The 13,564-nt window shown below is 71.6% G+C and carries 16 protein-coding genes and 1 pseudogene; 10 read left to right on the top strand and 7 right to left on the bottom strand.

All coding sequences use genetic code 11. The features are described 5' to 3' along the window. Positions 1–34: 34 nt before the first annotated feature. The 3 genes from ACFOX0_RS23165 to mca form a co-directional block, all read right to left on the bottom strand. Positions 35–2,626 carry a putative bifunctional diguanylate cyclase/phosphodiesterase gene (locus ACFOX0_RS23165; protein WP_377549554.1) on the bottom strand — a complete coding sequence of 864 codons (2,592 nt, stop codon included), beginning with the start codon at positions 2,624–2,626 and terminating at the stop codon, positions 35–37. Between the two features lie 185 nt (positions 2,627–2,811). After that, positions 2,812–3,138: a hypothetical protein gene (locus ACFOX0_RS23160; RefSeq protein ID WP_377549552.1), complete on the bottom strand. Its 327-nt coding sequence runs from the start codon at positions 3,136–3,138 to the stop codon at positions 2,812–2,814. Between the two features lie 91 nt (positions 3,139–3,229). Then, positions 3,230–4,111: a mycothiol conjugate amidase Mca gene (gene mca / locus ACFOX0_RS23155; protein ID WP_377549550.1), complete on the bottom strand. Its 882-nt coding sequence runs from the start codon at positions 4,109–4,111 to the stop codon at positions 3,230–3,232. Positions 4,112–4,242: 131 nt separating this feature from the next. On the opposite strand from mca, the gene ACFOX0_RS23150 reads away from it, so the two are divergent. After that, positions 4,243–4,677 (top strand): DUF4307 domain-containing protein, encoded by a 435-nt coding sequence (locus ACFOX0_RS23150; protein WP_377549548.1) that lies wholly within the window; start codon positions 4,243–4,245, stop codon positions 4,675–4,677. A gap of 108 nt (positions 4,678–4,785) precedes the next feature. Continuing rightward, a complete protein-coding gene (gene greA, locus ACFOX0_RS23145; protein ID WP_377549546.1) occupies positions 4,786–5,286 on the top strand; it encodes a transcription elongation factor GreA in 501 nt (166 codons plus the stop codon). A gap of 156 nt (positions 5,287–5,442) precedes the next feature. Here the strand turns inward: greA and ilvA are convergent, their stop codons facing one another. The 3 genes from ilvA to ACFOX0_RS23130 all read right to left on the bottom strand — a co-directional run bounded on the left by ilvA (position 5,443) and on the right by ACFOX0_RS23130 (position 9,471). Continuing rightward, the gene (ilvA, locus tag ACFOX0_RS23140; RefSeq protein ID WP_377549544.1) at positions 5,443–6,666 is read right to left on the bottom strand and encodes a threonine ammonia-lyase; all 1,224 of its coding nucleotides are present in this window, start codon (positions 6,664–6,666) and stop codon (positions 5,443–5,445) included. A gap of 91 nt (positions 6,667–6,757) precedes the next feature. Then, positions 6,758–8,158 (bottom strand): amidase, encoded by a 1,401-nt coding sequence (locus tag ACFOX0_RS23135; RefSeq protein ID WP_377549541.1) that lies wholly within the window; start codon positions 8,156–8,158, stop codon positions 6,758–6,760. A gap of 170 nt (positions 8,159–8,328) precedes the next feature. After that, on the bottom strand, positions 8,329–9,471 hold the full coding sequence (locus ACFOX0_RS23130) for a cystathionine gamma-synthase (RefSeq protein WP_377549539.1): 1,143 nt from the start codon (positions 9,469–9,471) through the stop codon (positions 8,329–8,331). A 23-nt stretch (positions 9,472–9,494) separates the two neighbouring features. Between ACFOX0_RS23130 and ACFOX0_RS23125 the strand changes: the two genes are divergently transcribed. Further along, on the top strand, positions 9,495–10,001 hold the full coding sequence (locus ACFOX0_RS23125; RefSeq protein ID WP_377549537.1) for an HIT family protein: 507 nt from the start codon (positions 9,495–9,497) through the stop codon (positions 9,999–10,001). A 13-nt stretch (positions 10,002–10,014) separates the two neighbouring features. On the opposite strand, the gene ACFOX0_RS23120 is transcribed toward ACFOX0_RS23125, so the two are convergent. After that, positions 10,015–10,386 (bottom strand): hypothetical protein, encoded by a 372-nt coding sequence (locus ACFOX0_RS23120; protein ID WP_377549535.1) that lies wholly within the window; start codon positions 10,384–10,386, stop codon positions 10,015–10,017. A gap of 169 nt (positions 10,387–10,555) precedes the next feature. Here ACFOX0_RS23120 and msrA point away from each other — a divergent pair, with 169 nt between their 5' ends. The 7 genes and pseudogenes from msrA to ACFOX0_RS23085 all read left to right on the top strand — a co-directional run bounded on the left by msrA (position 10,556) and on the right by ACFOX0_RS23085 (position 13,515). Beyond that, positions 10,556–11,215 carry a peptide-methionine (S)-S-oxide reductase MsrA gene (gene msrA, locus ACFOX0_RS23115; protein ID WP_377549533.1) on the top strand — a complete coding sequence of 220 codons (660 nt, stop codon included), beginning with the start codon at positions 10,556–10,558 and terminating at the stop codon, positions 11,213–11,215. A 96-nt stretch (positions 11,216–11,311) separates the two neighbouring features. Next, on the top strand, positions 11,312–11,596 hold the full coding sequence (locus tag ACFOX0_RS23110; protein ID WP_377549531.1) for a type II toxin-antitoxin system Phd/YefM family antitoxin: 285 nt from the start codon (positions 11,312–11,314) through the stop codon (positions 11,594–11,596). Further along, on the top strand, positions 11,593–11,883 hold the full coding sequence (locus ACFOX0_RS23105; RefSeq protein WP_377549529.1) for a type II toxin-antitoxin system RelE family toxin: 291 nt from the start codon (positions 11,593–11,595) through the stop codon (positions 11,881–11,883). The genes ACFOX0_RS23110 and ACFOX0_RS23105 overlap by 4 nt, the downstream gene beginning before the upstream one ends. A gap of 220 nt (positions 11,884–12,103) precedes the next feature. Beyond that, entirely contained in the window at positions 12,104–12,439 is a 336-nt protein-coding gene (locus tag ACFOX0_RS23100) for a hypothetical protein (protein WP_377549527.1), read from the top strand. Positions 12,440–12,517: 78 nt separating this feature from the next. After that, positions 12,518–12,595: pseudogene (locus tag ACFOX0_RS23095) on the top strand (peptide-methionine (S)-S-oxide reductase MsrA); the annotation flags it as partial. 75 nt (positions 12,596–12,670) lie between these two features. After that, positions 12,671–12,982, top strand: a complete 312-nt coding sequence (locus tag ACFOX0_RS23090; RefSeq protein ID WP_377549525.1) for a type II toxin-antitoxin system prevent-host-death family antitoxin — start codon at positions 12,671–12,673, stop codon at positions 12,980–12,982. Beyond that, positions 12,982–13,515, top strand: coding sequence for a type II toxin-antitoxin system RelE family toxin (locus tag ACFOX0_RS23085; protein WP_377549523.1), 534 nt, complete (start codon positions 12,982–12,984; stop codon positions 13,513–13,515). The genes ACFOX0_RS23090 and ACFOX0_RS23085 overlap by 1 nt, the downstream gene beginning before the upstream one ends. The last annotated feature ends 49 nt before the right edge of the window (positions 13,516–13,564 follow it).

Below are 13,564 nucleotides of genomic sequence, written 5' to 3'. Positions count from 1 at the left end.
CACAGCCAGCGACGCCGCTCCGCCGCGTCGACGGCTACGACGCGCCGTCGGCGCGCAGCGGGAAGATCCGGGCCTGGGCCGAGTCCAGCAGCGAGTGCAGCACCGTCACAATCTTGTCGGACGGCATCGGCTTGAAGAAGTGGTAGCCCTGCGCGGCGGTGCAGCCGAGCTGGGCCAGCGCGGCCCGCTGGTCGGCCGTCTCCACGCCCTCGGCGACCACCCGCAGGCCGAGTTCCCGGCCCAGGTCCACGGTGGTACGGACGATCGCCGCGGCCTCCGGGGACTCGGCCATCGCGGTGACGAACGACCGGTCGACCTTGAGTTCGTCGACCGAGATCCGGGTCAGGAAGGTCAGCGACGAGAAGCCGGTGCCGAAGTCGTCCACGGCGAGCTGGACGCCCAACGTCCGCAGCGCGGCCAGCACCTCGTCGATGACCTCCAGCTCGCTCATCACCACGGTCTCGGTGATCTCCAGGACGAGCAGGTCCGGCGGCACCTTGTGCCGGCGCAGCGACTCGGCGACCTCGGCGGGCAGTCGGGGGTCCAGCAGGCTGCGGGCCGACAGGTTGATCGAGATGGGCACCTCGACGCCGTGCCGGCCCCAGTCCGCGGCCACCGCGAGCGCCTGGTCGACGACGTACCGGGTGAACGCGCCGAGCAGTTCGCTGCCCTCGATGGTGCGGACGAAGTCCGCCGGGTTGAGCCAGCCCCGACGGGGATGGTTCCACCGGATCAGCGCCTCGACACCGGTCGGCGCACCGGTGGTCAGGTCGACCGCGGGCTGCAGCGCGAGGACCAGTTGGTCGGTCACCTCCAGCGCCTCGCGCAGCTCGGCGAGCAGGGCCAGCTGATCGGTGCTGGCGGCGTCCCGGGCACTGTCGTACCAGGCGATGCTGCTGCCGCCCTCCTTCGCCTGGTACATCGCGATGTCGGCCCGGCGCAGCAGCTCGGTCATGTCGGCGGTGCCGGCACCGGCGACCACCACCCCGAGGGACGCCTCCACCGAGATCCGGACCCCGGCCACCTCCAGCGGGGTGGTCAGCAGGTCCACGATGTCGCGCGCCCGGCGCAGCGCGAACGGCATCGGCGACGGCCGGTCGCCGAGCGCCGTCGTGTCGTCCTCGTCCGGCACCAACGTCGTGATCATCAGGGCGAACTCGTCGCCGCCGAGCCGGCCGAGCAACTCGCCGGGCTGGGCCAGGGCGCCCAGCCGGACGGCCATGGCCTGCAGCAGTTCGTCCCCGGCGGCGTGCCCGAGGGTGTCGTTGACCTCTTTGAAGTGGTTGATGTCCAGCAGCAGCAGCGCCACCGGGTGGTCGTGGGTGAGCTGGTGCAGGGCGGCGTCGCCCTTGCCGAGCATCGCCGACCTGTTGATCAGGTTGGTGAGCGGGTCGTGGACCGCCTCGTAGCTGGACCGGGCGGTCACCACCCGCAGCTCCCGGTGGGTGGCGGCGTCGTGCAGGGCGGCGCCCAGGGCGTCCGCGAAGGCGGACAGCGCCGCCTGGTCCCGCTGCCCCGGGACGACCTGGCGGGGGAACCGGACCCGCAGCTCGCCGACGTGCACCGGGCCGACCACCAGCGTGCGGACCAGTTCCTGCTCACAGCCGGCCGACCAACCCTCGGCCGGGGCGGCCGGCCCGTCGTCGGGCTCGTCGTCGGGGTCGTCCCGGTGGACGATCACCCCCTCGGCGTCGCCGCGGTAGCGCCGGAGCTGACCGTCCGGTCGGACCACGTCGATCTCCACCAGCTCCGCGCCGAACAGCGCGAGCGCCCCGTCGACGCCGGCGGTCGCCACGCCGCGCTCGTCGAGCTGGTTGAGCGCGCTGGTGGCCTCGGCCAGGGCCCGCCAGGTGCGGCGCTCGTCGTCGGCGCGCAGCCGGTGGCCGTAGGTCTGCTGCAACAGCCACAGGGCCGGCGGCAGGAGCAGCAACCAGCGCGGTTCCGTGTCGACCATGATGATCACGACGAGGCCGACCACCACGTTGCCGACGACCATGAGCAGCTTGCCGCGCAACGTGGGGACCAGCATCGGGGTCACCGGGTTACCGGTTCGCAGCGCGAAGGAGAGCATCGCCAGCGAAACGGTGGCGACCAGGTAGACCAGCGAGCCCAGGACCAGGGCGCCGGCCACCGCCGGGGTCGGTTCCGACCCGTACGCGGGGTGGACGGCCGTCGTCACGACGGTGGCCAGGGCGGCGGCCACGGACAGCGAGGCGGCGATGTGGGCCACATCGAGGGCGGGCCGGTGGTCGCCGCTGACCGACAGCACGATCCAGGCCAGGGCGGCGCCGACCAGCGTGGCGCCGGGCACCCAGCCGGCGGGCACCAGGAACAGGGAGATGATGAGCGCGGCCTCGCCCCAGGCGACGTTGATCATGCCGATGCCGACCCGGACCCGCAGCCGCGCCAGTTGGGCCAGCATGATGACGCCCACGGCGACGCCCAACCGGGCCAGCAACGACCGTGGGCTGTCCGGCACGGAGACCGGCGAGAGGACGAAACCGGCGCCGGCCGAGGCCAGCGCGGCGGCGACGAGCAGCCCGGTCAACAGCAGCAACCGGGCACGGGACGGTGCGCCGTCGATGGGGGTGGACGTCCGGGCACCGGCCTCGCGGCCGGTCGTCACGGATACCCTCCGTCCACGGTACGACGGCACGCGGTCATCCCGGCCACCACGGACCGGTGGGCGTCGCGTCCGGCGAACATCGGCGCCCCCTTCCACGCACGGCGCGGAGACTTTTGGTCTCCCGGCGGAAGGCTAAGCCAAAGCGATGAAGGGCAACAGGGGGCGGAATCGGCCGGGCACTTGATTCACGGCGTCACGTTCGGGTCATTCCGCAGGTCAGAGCCCTTGGGAGCGCTCCCGGAAGATTCATTCGGGGCGTACCCGTCTGTCGGATCAAGGACATCATCCGCGGACCGGTCGAGCTGCCCGTCCGGCGCCTGTCCCGGCCCGACCGGAGGCTGCCCGGGGAACCGGTCGGGCAGCCGCCGCAGTCGGGCGTTCATGTTACGGATCAACAGCACGGTGGCAACCCCGAGCACGACGATCATGAAAAGACCCATCGGCCCGGCCAGCGACCCCGACCGGGTGTCCCCGAAGTTGTTCGTCGCGAGCACCTGCGCGGTGGTCAGCATTGCCGGATCCCTTCGCCGTCCGTCCCGGGGGCCGTGACGGGGTCGTCCCGCCGGGACGACCCCCGCACCCACACGGTACGCCTAGCGTCGGTCAACTGGCGTGTACGGTGTCCCGCACCCCGGCGAACAGGTCCGTCTCCGGGGTCGGGCTGTCCACCAACGACCGGGCCAGCTGGTAGTCCTCGGTCGGCCAGGCCTCGCGCTGCACCCGCATCGGCACGTGGAACCAGAACCCGTCCGGGTCGATCTGGGTGGCGTGCGCCCGCAGCGCGTCGTCCCGGACCGGGAAGTACTCGGCGCACTCGACCCGCGTGGTGATCCGCGGGCCCTTGTCCGGACGGTCCTCCCAGCGCTTCAGCCAGTCCTGGTACGGCGACTCCAGGCCGGCGGCCAGCATCGCCTCGTGCAGGGCGGTGACCTTGCCCCGGGAGAACCCGATGTCGTAGTAGAGCTTCAGCGGCTGCCACGGCTCGCCGAGCTCCGGGTAACGGTCCGGGTCGCCGGCCGCCTCGAAGGCCGCCACGGACACCTTGTGGGTCATGATGTGGTCCGGGTGCGGGTACCCGCCCTCCTCGTCGTACGTGGTGATCACGTGCGGCCGGAACTGGCGGATCAGTCGGACCAGCGGGCCGGCCGCGACCTCGACGTCCTGCAGGGCGAAGCAGCCCTCGGGCAGCGGCGGCAGCGGATCGCCCTCGGGCAGCCCCGAGTCGACGAAGCCGAGCCACGCCTGCTCGACCCCGAGGATCGCGCGGGCCGCGTCCATCTCCGCCCGGCGGATCTCGGCCATGTTCTCCCAGACCTCGGGGCGGTCCATCTTCGGGTTGAGGACGCTGCCCCGCTCGCCGCCCGTACACGTGACGACCAGGACGTCGACCCCCTCGGCGACGTACTTGGCGGTCGTCGCGGCGCCCTTGCTCGACTCGTCGTCGGGATGGGCGTGGACGGCCATTAGACGCAGTTGATCTGCCAACTCCGGTGCTCCTCGTCCGTGCCGGCGCCGGCCGGGGACCCGGCTGGGTGACCCACGGTTACCGGCTGAGATGATGGACTTTCCGTATTCTTGCCGATGGCACCGACGACAACCGCAGGAGATCGCCCCCGGTGACCGAGACGCACGCCACAACACCGATCACCGCCCCGGTGTTCCCACCGGGTCGCTACGGTCGCCGCCGCGCCGCCCGCCGGCGCCGGCCCTGGGTGGCCGCCGCGCTGGCGGTCGCCCTGGTGGCGGTGCTGGGCCTGGTCTCCGTCCGGCTCTACCGGATGTACGGCGACCCGAACTACCAGGCCGAGGTGCTCACCTACACGCAGATCACCGACCGGCAGGTGGTGGTGGACTTCCGGGTCACCGTGCCGCCCGGCGGTTCGGCGGTCTGCGTGCTGCGGGCCCGGTCCCGGGACGGCGCGGAGGTGGCCCGCGAGGAGGTGCCGGTGACGGCTCCGGCCGGTGAGCGACAGGTCACCGTCCAGCACCGGCTGGCCACCACCGGACGTCCGCTGCTCGGCGAGGTGTTGCGCTGCCGGGCCGCCGGCTGACCGATCCGTCGGCGCCCGGATACACCGGAAATCATCTCGCGCCCGGTGTGTAGTGCCCTGGTAACTTGGTAATTCGTCCCTGTCCGCCTATCCACGAGGAGAACGCCTGTGTCCACCACCGACCGCGGAGGGCCCGCCACCTGGCTGTCCCAGGACGCGTACGACCGGCTGCAGGCCGAACTCGACGAGCTGATCGCGGGTCGGCCGATCATCGCGGCCGAGATCAACGAGCGTCGCGAAGAGGGCGACCTGCGGGAGAACGGCGGATACCACGCCGCCCGCGAGGAACAGGGCAAGCAGGAGGCCCGGATCCGCTACCTGCAGGAACTGCTGCGTACCGCCCAGGTGGGCGAGGCGCCGACCGCCGACGAGGTGGCTCCGGGCACGGTCGTCACGATCCACTTCGACGACGACCCGAGCGACACCGAGACGTTCCTGCTCGGCTCCCGGGAGATCTCCTCCACCACCGACCTGACCGTCTACAGCCCGGAGTCGGCGATCGGCCAGGCCATCCTGGGCGCCCGGTCCGGCCAGACGGTGACCTACACCGCGCCGAGCGGCGCCGACATCAAGGTCACCGTGGTCAGCTTCGAGCCGTTCGGCGGGTGAGGCGGGGCATTCGTCCCGGTGACGACCTCGGGCGACGGCCGGACTCGGCGGACCACACCGCCGACCCGGCCGTCGTCGCATCCGCGGCTGCCGGCCCCGCCGGCGGAGATACGACGGCCCGGCGGCACGACCACCGTGCCGGCCGGACCGACCCGGTCAGGCCGGCTGGTCGGCGAAGGTGACCGTGTAGCCGCTGGCCCGCAGGGCGCTGATCAGCCGGTCGGAGTGCTCGGCGCCACGCGTCTCGACGGAGAGGGCCACCTCGACCTCGCCGAGCCGCAGGCGCGGGTTCTGCCGCTGGTGCTCGACGTCCACCACGTTGCCGCGGTGCTCGGCGATCTCCCGCAGCAGCGAGGCCAGCTGCCCCGGCCGGTCGGTGCACCGCACGGTGAACCGCAGCCAACGGCCGGCCGCGGCCAGCCCGTGCTCGATCACCCGAAGCATCAACAGCGGGTCGATGTTGCCGCCGGACAGCACCGCCACCGCCGGGGTGGCCACCTCCACGGTCCCGGCCAGCAGCGCCGCCACGCCGACCGCGCCGGCCGGCTCGACCACCATCTTGCCGCGCTCCAACAGCATCAGCAGGGCGCGGGAGATGTCCTCCTCGGTCACCGTCACCACGTCGTCGACCAGCTTCGCCACGTGCGCGAAAGTGATCTCGCCGGGCCGACCCACGGCGATGCCGTCGGCGATGGTGCCGAACTCCGGCAGCCGGACCGGCTCGCCGGCCCGCAGCGAGGGCGGGAAGGCGGCGGCCCCGGCCGCCTGCACCCCGATCACCCGTACGTCCGGCCGCAGCGCCTTGGCCACCACCGCGATCCCGGACACCAGGCCGCCACCGCCGACCCCGGTGACGATGGTCCGCACCTCCGGGCACTGTTCCAGGATCTCCAGCGCCACCGTGCCCTGGCCGGCGATGACGTCGGCGTGGTCGAACGGGTGGATGAACACCGCGCCGGTCCGGTCGGCGAAGTCCTGCGCCGCGACCAGCGCCTCGTCGACGGTGCTGCCGACGAGTTCGACGCTCGCGCCGTACCCCTTGGTGGCCGCCACCTTGGGCAGCGGCGCGCCCACCGGCATGAAGACGGTGGCGGCGGCGCCGAGCAGGCCGGCGGCGAGCGCCACCCCCTGGGCGTGGTTGCCGGCGCTGGCGGCGACCACGCCGCGGGCCCGCTCCGCCGGATCGAGCCGGGCGATCCGCACGTACGCGCCGCGGACCTTGTACGACCCGGCCCGTTGCAGGTTCTCGCACTTGAGCCAGACCGGCCCGCCGAGCGCGGCGGTCAACGGCCGGCACGACTCGACCGGGGTGACCCGGGTGACCCCGCTGATCAACTCCCGGGCGACCCGCACATCCTCAAGCCCCACCAGCTCCGTCATGCCCCCGATCGTGCCACCCTCACCCCGCCCCCCACTCAGAAGGGCCGACCGGTATTCGATCTTGGTTGGGGTTCACCGTGCGACGGAGAGGTCAGGTGGCGGGGGTGGGGACGCGGGGCCAGCCGGGGGCGTGGCGGGGCCAGGGGGATTCCATCTCGAACTGGCCGGCGACGGCGAGCAGCAGCAACTCCGAGCCGGGCGGGCCGACCAGTTGCACGGCGACCGGGAGACCGTCGGGACGCAGGCCGACCGGCACCACCAGGGCCGGCAGGCCGGCGATGTTCCAGGGTGCGGCGTAGGGGGCGTACCGGATGCTGGCCGACACGTTGGCCGGCCAGGAGCGGGTGGACCAGCCGGTCGCGGCCGGCGGGCTGGCCGCGAGCGCCGGGGTGAGCAGCAGGTCCACCGCGTTGTCGGTGAAGAAGTCGATGCTGCGTTCCCGCCACGCGGCCCGGTCGGACTCGCGGACGTAGCCGCGCCGCTCGACCCACTCGCCCACCGCCGCGTGCCGGCGGGTGCGGGCCTGCAACGACCGCTTGTCCAGGCCGGCGGTGCGGACCTCCCTGGCCGCCGCGGCCAGCCAGGTGGCGATGGCGCGCAGGCCGAGCGAGGTGGGGTAGACCGGGTCGGCGGAGATGGCGTCGTGCCCGGCCGCGGCCAGCAGCCGGGAGGCGGCGGCCACCGCGTCCCGGTTCGGCTGGTCCGGGCGTACGCCGGTGACCGGTGAGCGCAGCGACACCGCCACCCGCAGCCGCTGCGGCGGCACCAGTTTGTCCGGTCGCCGGCCGGCCAGGACGGCGAACCCGAGCGCCGCGTCCGCCACCGTGCTGGCCAGCATGCCCTGCTCGGTCAGGCCGAACCAGTCGTCGGCGCCGAGCTGGCAGGGCACCACCCCGCGGCCGGGTTTCAGCCCGACCAGGCCGCAGCAGGCGGCCGGGATGCGGATCGAGCCCAACCCGTCGTTGCCGTGCGCGATCGGCACCAGGCCGGCCGCCACCGCGGCGGCGGCCCCGCCGGACGACCCGCCCGGGGTACGGTCCGGCTGCCACGGGTTGCGGGTCACCGCCGTGTCGTCGTCGGTGTACGCGAACAGGCCCAGCTCCGGCATCCGGGTGACCCCGACGATGACCGCGCCGGCGCCGCGCAGCCGCCGGACGATCTCGTGATCCTCCTCCGCGACCGGGCTCCGGGCCGCGGCCGAGCCGTTCCAGGTGGGGAGGCCGGCGACGGCGGTGTTCTCCTTGACCGCCACCGGCACCCCGGCCAGCGGCAGGTTGGCCAGGTCGTCCTGCTCGTCGACCTTCTCCGCCTCGACGATCGCCTCGCCGCCGCGGACCACCCGGAACGCGGAGACCTCGCGGTCGGCCCGGGCGATGTGGTCGAGATGGTCCGCCACCACCTGTGTCGCGGAGGCGTCGCCCCGGCGCACCGCCCGCGCGATCTGTTTCGCGGTCGCGCCCACCCAGGTAGCCGTGATGTCCTGCACCGCCATGCCTCCCCATCCCACCCACGTAGCAGACGTCCAGCTCGGACGGGTCGCACGCCACCCCGGGCGCCCCGGGGCGCGGACCGCCCCGGGGCCGCGCTCCCGGCCACCGGCGCCGGCCGGCCCGTGGGTCGGGTCGGCTGCGCCGGTGCGCCGGCCGATCCCGGTACGCCGGCTCAGCCCAGCGCCTGCTCCAGGTCGGCGAGGAGATCGTCGGCCGTCTCGATGCCGACAGACAGTCGCACGAGATCGGCGGGAACTTCAAGCGGCGAGCCGGCAGCGCTGGCGTGCGTCATCCGACCGGGGTGCTCGATCAGGGACTCCACCCCACCCAGCGACTCGGCGAGGACGAACAGCTTCGCCCGGTTGCAGATGTCCACGGCCTGCTGCTCGCCGCCGGCCGCCCGGAACGAGATCATGCCGCCGAACCGGCGCATCTGCTTGGCCGCGACCTCGTGTCCCGGGTGCTCGGGCAGGCCGGGGTAGATCACCTGGGCGACCGCCTTGTGCCCGTCGAGGTAGCGGGCGATCCGCTCGGCGTTGTCGCAGTGCCGGTCCATCCGTACGCCGAGGGTCTTGATGCCACGCAGGGTGAGCCAGGCGTCGAACGGGCCGTTCACCGCGCCCATCGCGTTCTGGTGGAAGGCCAGTTCCGCGCCGAGACCGGCGTCCGCGGCGATCAGCGCGCCGCCGACCACGTCCGAGTGACCGCCGACGTACTTGGTGGTGGAGTGCACCACCACGTCGGCGCCGTGCACGATCGGCTGCTGCAGGTACGGCGAGGCGAAGGTGTTGTCCACCACCAGCAGCGCGCCCGCGTCGTGCGCCACCTGGGCCAGGGCCGCGATGTCGGCGATGCCGAGCAGCGGGTTGGTCGGCGTCTCGATCCAGACGATCTTCGTACGACCGGGTTCCACCGCGGCCCGAACCGCGTCGGTGTCGGACACCTTGGCCGGGGTGAAGTCCAGCCCCCAGCGCTGCGCCACCTTGGCGAACAACCGGTACGTGCCGCCGTACGCGTCGTCCGGGATCACCACGTGGTCACCCGGCTGGCAGACGGTCCGCAGCAGGGTGTCCTCGGCGGCCAGGCCGCTGGCGAAGGCCAGCCCGGTCCGGCCGCCCTCCAGCGCGGCGAGCGCCTCCTGCAGGGCGTCCCGGGTCGGGTTGCCCGACCGGCTGTACTCGTAGCCCAGCCGTGGCGCGCCGACCGCGTCCTGGGCGTAGGTGCTGGTCTGGAATATGGGAGTCACCACGGCCCCGGTACGGGGTTCCGGCTCCTGGCCGGCGTGGATGGCGAGTGTCTCGAAGCCGTACGTCATTCGTGTGAGGCTAGTCTGCCGGGATGGCCGACTGCGTCTTCTGTGCGATTGTGGCTGGCGCCACACCGGCGTTCCGGGTGAATCTTTTTCAACCTGAACCGCGCGGCGCGCATGCGCCGCCTTCGACCTCGGCCGGCGACGGCCCGCAAGGGGAGGTTGAGAAAGGTTCAGCGGTCGAGGAGCCCGAGGTGGTGGCCTTTCTCGATGTCCGGCCGGTGTTCAAGGGGCACCTGCTGGTGGTGCCGCGCGAGCACGTGGAGACGCTGGGTGACCTGCCGCCGTCGGCGGTGCCCGGCTACTTCGCCGCGGTCCGCCGGCTCGCCGTGGCCGTCGAGTCCGGCCTGGGCGCCGGTGGCACCTTCGTGGCGATGAACAACCGGGTGTCCCAGTCGGTGCCGCACCTGCACACCCACGTCGTGCCGCGGACCAAGGGCGACGGGCTGCGCGGCTTTTTCTGGCCCCGGCACCGGTACGACTCGGACGCCGAGGCACAGACCTACGCCGACAAGATCGCCGCCGCGCTGTCCTGACCAGGTGGGAGCGCTACGGGCGCGGCGGTTGGGCCGGGTTGCCGTGCGGCGCGAAGCCCGGCGGCGGGTACCCGCCCGGTGCGCCGTAGCCGGCCGGCGGGGGCGGCATCTGCGGAACCGCCGCCGGTGCCGTCGCGAGGTGCCGGTTGATCTGGAAGCCGACCCCGCCGAGCATGGCGGTCAGCCCACCGATGGCCACGACCAGCGCCGTCGTCGTCTGGCTCTGCCCCTCCACCTGGCACTGGACGCTGACCCACGGGGCGGTGCTGGCGGAGAGCGAGTCGCAGGCGTCGGTGGCCATCGCCGCCATGATCGCGGCGGCGATCATGGTCAGCAGGGACAGGATGAAGAACATGATGAAGGCCGGATGAATCTTCGCGTTCACGGTCCGGACCCTACCGCCAACGGCGCAGGCCATGGGTCCCGGCAACTGCGGCGATCCGGTCCGCCTGCGGACGACGGCACCGTCCGCAGGCCTGAGCCGGCCGGCGCCGGGTAAGGAACCGGGGGCGCCCGGCGTTGCAGGCTGGGAGAGGTACGAGAGGAGTCCCACCGTGTTCCTGCGCCGTATGAAGGCCCAGCTGCCCTCCCCCGACCAGATCCTGCCCGGCCGACCGATCGCGATGCCGGTGGCCGACCGGCACGAGGTGCTCGGCACCCCGCTGAAGGGTCCGTGGCCGGCGGGAGCCGAGGTCGCCGTGTTCGGAATGGGCTGTTTCTGGGGCGCCGAGCGGCTGTTCTGGGTGCAGCCGGGGGTGATCTCCACGTCGGTGGGCTACGCCGGTGGGCAGACCCCGAACCCGACGTACGAGGAGGTCTGCTCGGGCTACACCGGGCACGCCGAGGTGGTCCAGGTGGTCTACGACCCGACGAAGATCAGCTACGCGGATCTGTTGAAGGTCTTCTGGGAGAACCACGACCCGACCCAGGGCATGCGCCAGGGCAACGACGTGGGCACCCAGTACCGGTCGGCCATCTACACCACGACCGACCAGCAGGCCACCGAGGCGGAGGCGTCCCGGGAGGCGTTCGCGCCGGTGGTGGCGGCGGCCGGGCACGGCGAGATCACCACGGAGATCGACCGGCTCGGTGACTACTACTACGCCGAGAACTACCACCAGCAGTATCTGGCGCCGACAAAAAATCCGGGCGGTTATTGTAACCATGGCCCCAATGGCATGACTTGTCCGGTTGGCGTGGCCAAGACCGCATAGCACCGGCAGGCTACCGGGCCGATGGCCCGGTAGCCTGATCCGCCAAGCCGCAAAATCTGTACGGACTTCGCGCCAGCAACTGCCTATACTTCGAGCATGACTGTGGTGCCGTTCACCGACGCTCGCAACCGCCTCTCGGAACTCATCGACGAGGTGACCTCGACCCACGAGCGGATAGAAATCACCAAACACGGCCACGCCGCCGCGGTGCTCATCTCTGCCGACGATCTCGCGGCGTTGGAAGAGACGCTGGAGGTCCTGTCCAGCACCGAGGTCATGCGGCAACTTGCCGAGTCCAAGAAAGCCGTCGAGGCCGGTGACATCCTCGACGCCGACGAACTCGCGGCGTTGATGGCAAAGCGGTCGAAGCAGGCACGGTGACTGGCCCAGCCCCCGACCGCTACCGACTTCAGGTCGCCGGCCCGGCCGCACGCGCCTTGGCCGGACGGCTGCCAGAAAAGATCGCCGCAGCCGTCTACGAGTTCGTCACCACCGCTCTCCTCGACAACCCGCATCGCGTCGGCAAACGACTGCTTCTGCCGCCGTTCGAGGGGACCTGGTCGGCCAGACGGGGCACATACCGCGTCCTCTACCAGATCGACGAAGACGACCGCGTCGTGACCGTGACGGCAATCGAACACCGCGTCGACGCCTACCGGTCGCGCTGATCAAGGGCGCGAATCAGTACATCACTGTTCGCCAGGGTTCAAAAATCCGGATGGCTACTGCACCCACGGCCCGAACGGCATGACCTGCCCGGTGGGCGTCGCCAAGGTCGCCACCGACCGCTGACCGCTGACGACGGCAAGATCGTCCGACGGACTCGGTGCCATACGCCGGGCTCCGATCGGACGATCTTCGCTGACGACCGCTGGCATACTCGCCGACGTGGCTTCCGGTGTTGGAGGGTTGAGCGTTGACGTACGCCAGCTGCGAGAGGCGGTCAGCGGCCTGCTCGGTCAGATAGAGGCAGAGCACGGACCGCTGGTGGCGGTCGATCGCGACAATTACTGGCTCGTGGAGCTGCAGGACGCCTTCGACTTCGGTTCGGATGCCGCCGGCACGCCAGTCGGGCTCGGGGTCGGGCAACTCTCCGACGATGTCGAGTCGGTCGACCAGACGGTGCGCAGCCTGAGAGCCGACGGCCGCGTCGTGTCGCCGTGGCACGACCTTGAACATGCTGTGGGTTTGCTGCGGGCTCTGGCCTGGCTCGACCTTCCGTGAATCGAAGCGGCACGCTTTGACTCGCGGGCGGCTGTCCGGCCGGTACGGCGCCCAGAAATACCTCACCGTTCGCCAGGATCCAAAAATCCGAGTGGCTATTGCAACCACGGCCCGAACGGCATGACCTGCCCGGTCGGCGTCGCCAAGAGAAGCGGAGGTCGACCGAACGGCGCGGTCAGCGATCCGCGGCAGGGCGGCACCAATCTGTCCATTTTCCTATACAGTTGGGCCATGGCGATTCTGCACGATCCCCGCGAGGTGACGGTCACCGAAGCCGCCCAGCGAGGTGTGGCGGGCCTGGTGGCCGACGCGGAACACGGCTCCGACATCATCGTCACTCGCAGGCAGCGGCCGGTCGCGGCGGTAGTGAACATCCAACGTCTCACCGAGATGGAACAGACCCTCGCCGACCTGCGCGATCTCGCCCTGGTGCTGGCCCGGTCAGCAACCGATGGGGGTAACCGCACGTCTCTGGACGACGTGCTGAGCGCGTTCGGCCACACCCGGGACACCCTGGACGCCCTGCCGGACGACGACGACTGATGGCGGAGATCGTCTTCACCGACGCGGCCATCGACGATTTGCGCCGCATCGGCCCGGCAGCCGCACCGAAGGTGCTCAAGAAGATCAAGTTACTGACCGAGGACGCGGAAGCGGGACATCCACTCGGTGGTGACTTGACCGGATACCGCAAGCTGGTGGTCGGCCGCAACACCTGGCGGGTGGTGTACCGGGTCACCGCCGACAAGGTCGTCGAGATCTGCGAGGTATGGGCGATCGGGGCACGCGCGGACGCGGAGGTCTATCGCGAGGCGAGCATGCGCGTTCGCGCCGCTGCCGCGACCCAACCTGGCTTCATCCCGCTCGTCGAGCTCATCGAGCGGCTGGGCCGGGTAGCCGGCGACTTCGAGGTCGATCCGTCGCCGAAGCGGGAAGTCGTCCCCGACTGGTTGGCAGATCGACTCATACACACCGTCGGCATGTCACGGGCGCAGGTGGCCGCCTTGGATCTCCAGCAGGCTGTTGATCTCTGGACCGCCCACCTGACCAAGCCCCTGTCGACCGACGGCGAGTGATCTAAAAAGCGTTGCCGGTGCGGGCGGGAAGTGGCTATGTTGGCCGTAC

Source organism: Micromonospora zhanjiangensis (genome assembly GCF_042650605.1).
In the GTDB taxonomy this organism is placed as follows: Bacteria; Actinomycetota; Actinomycetes; order Mycobacteriales; family Micromonosporaceae; genus Micromonospora_J; species Micromonospora_J zhanjiangensis.
This window is presented reverse-complemented; position numbering and strand designations above follow the sequence as displayed.

Coding starts and splice junctions, on each gene's coding strand:
- ACFOX0_RS23160 (WP_377549552.1), bottom strand. CDS start 3,138: ATGCTGACCACCGCGCAGGTGCTCGCGACGAACAACTTCGGGGACACC.
- ilvA (WP_377549544.1), bottom strand. CDS start 6,666: ATGACGGAGCTGGTGGGGCTTGAGGATGTGCGGGTCGCCCGGGAGTTG.
- ACFOX0_RS23135 (WP_377549541.1), bottom strand. CDS start 8,158: ATGGCGGTGCAGGACATCACGGCTACCTGGGTGGGCGCGACCGCGAAA.
- ACFOX0_RS23130 (WP_377549539.1), bottom strand. CDS start 9,471: ATGACGTACGGCTTCGAGACACTCGCCATCCACGCCGGCCAGGAGCCG.
- ACFOX0_RS23125 (WP_377549537.1), top strand. CDS start 9,495: ATGGCCGACTGCGTCTTCTGTGCGATTGTGGCTGGCGCCACACCGGCG.
- ACFOX0_RS23110 (WP_377549531.1), top strand. CDS start 11,312: ATGACTGTGGTGCCGTTCACCGACGCTCGCAACCGCCTCTCGGAACTC.
- ACFOX0_RS23090 (WP_377549525.1), top strand. CDS start 12,671: ATGGCGATTCTGCACGATCCCCGCGAGGTGACGGTCACCGAAGCCGCC.
- ACFOX0_RS23085 (WP_377549523.1), top strand. CDS start 12,982: ATGGCGGAGATCGTCTTCACCGACGCGGCCATCGACGATTTGCGCCGC.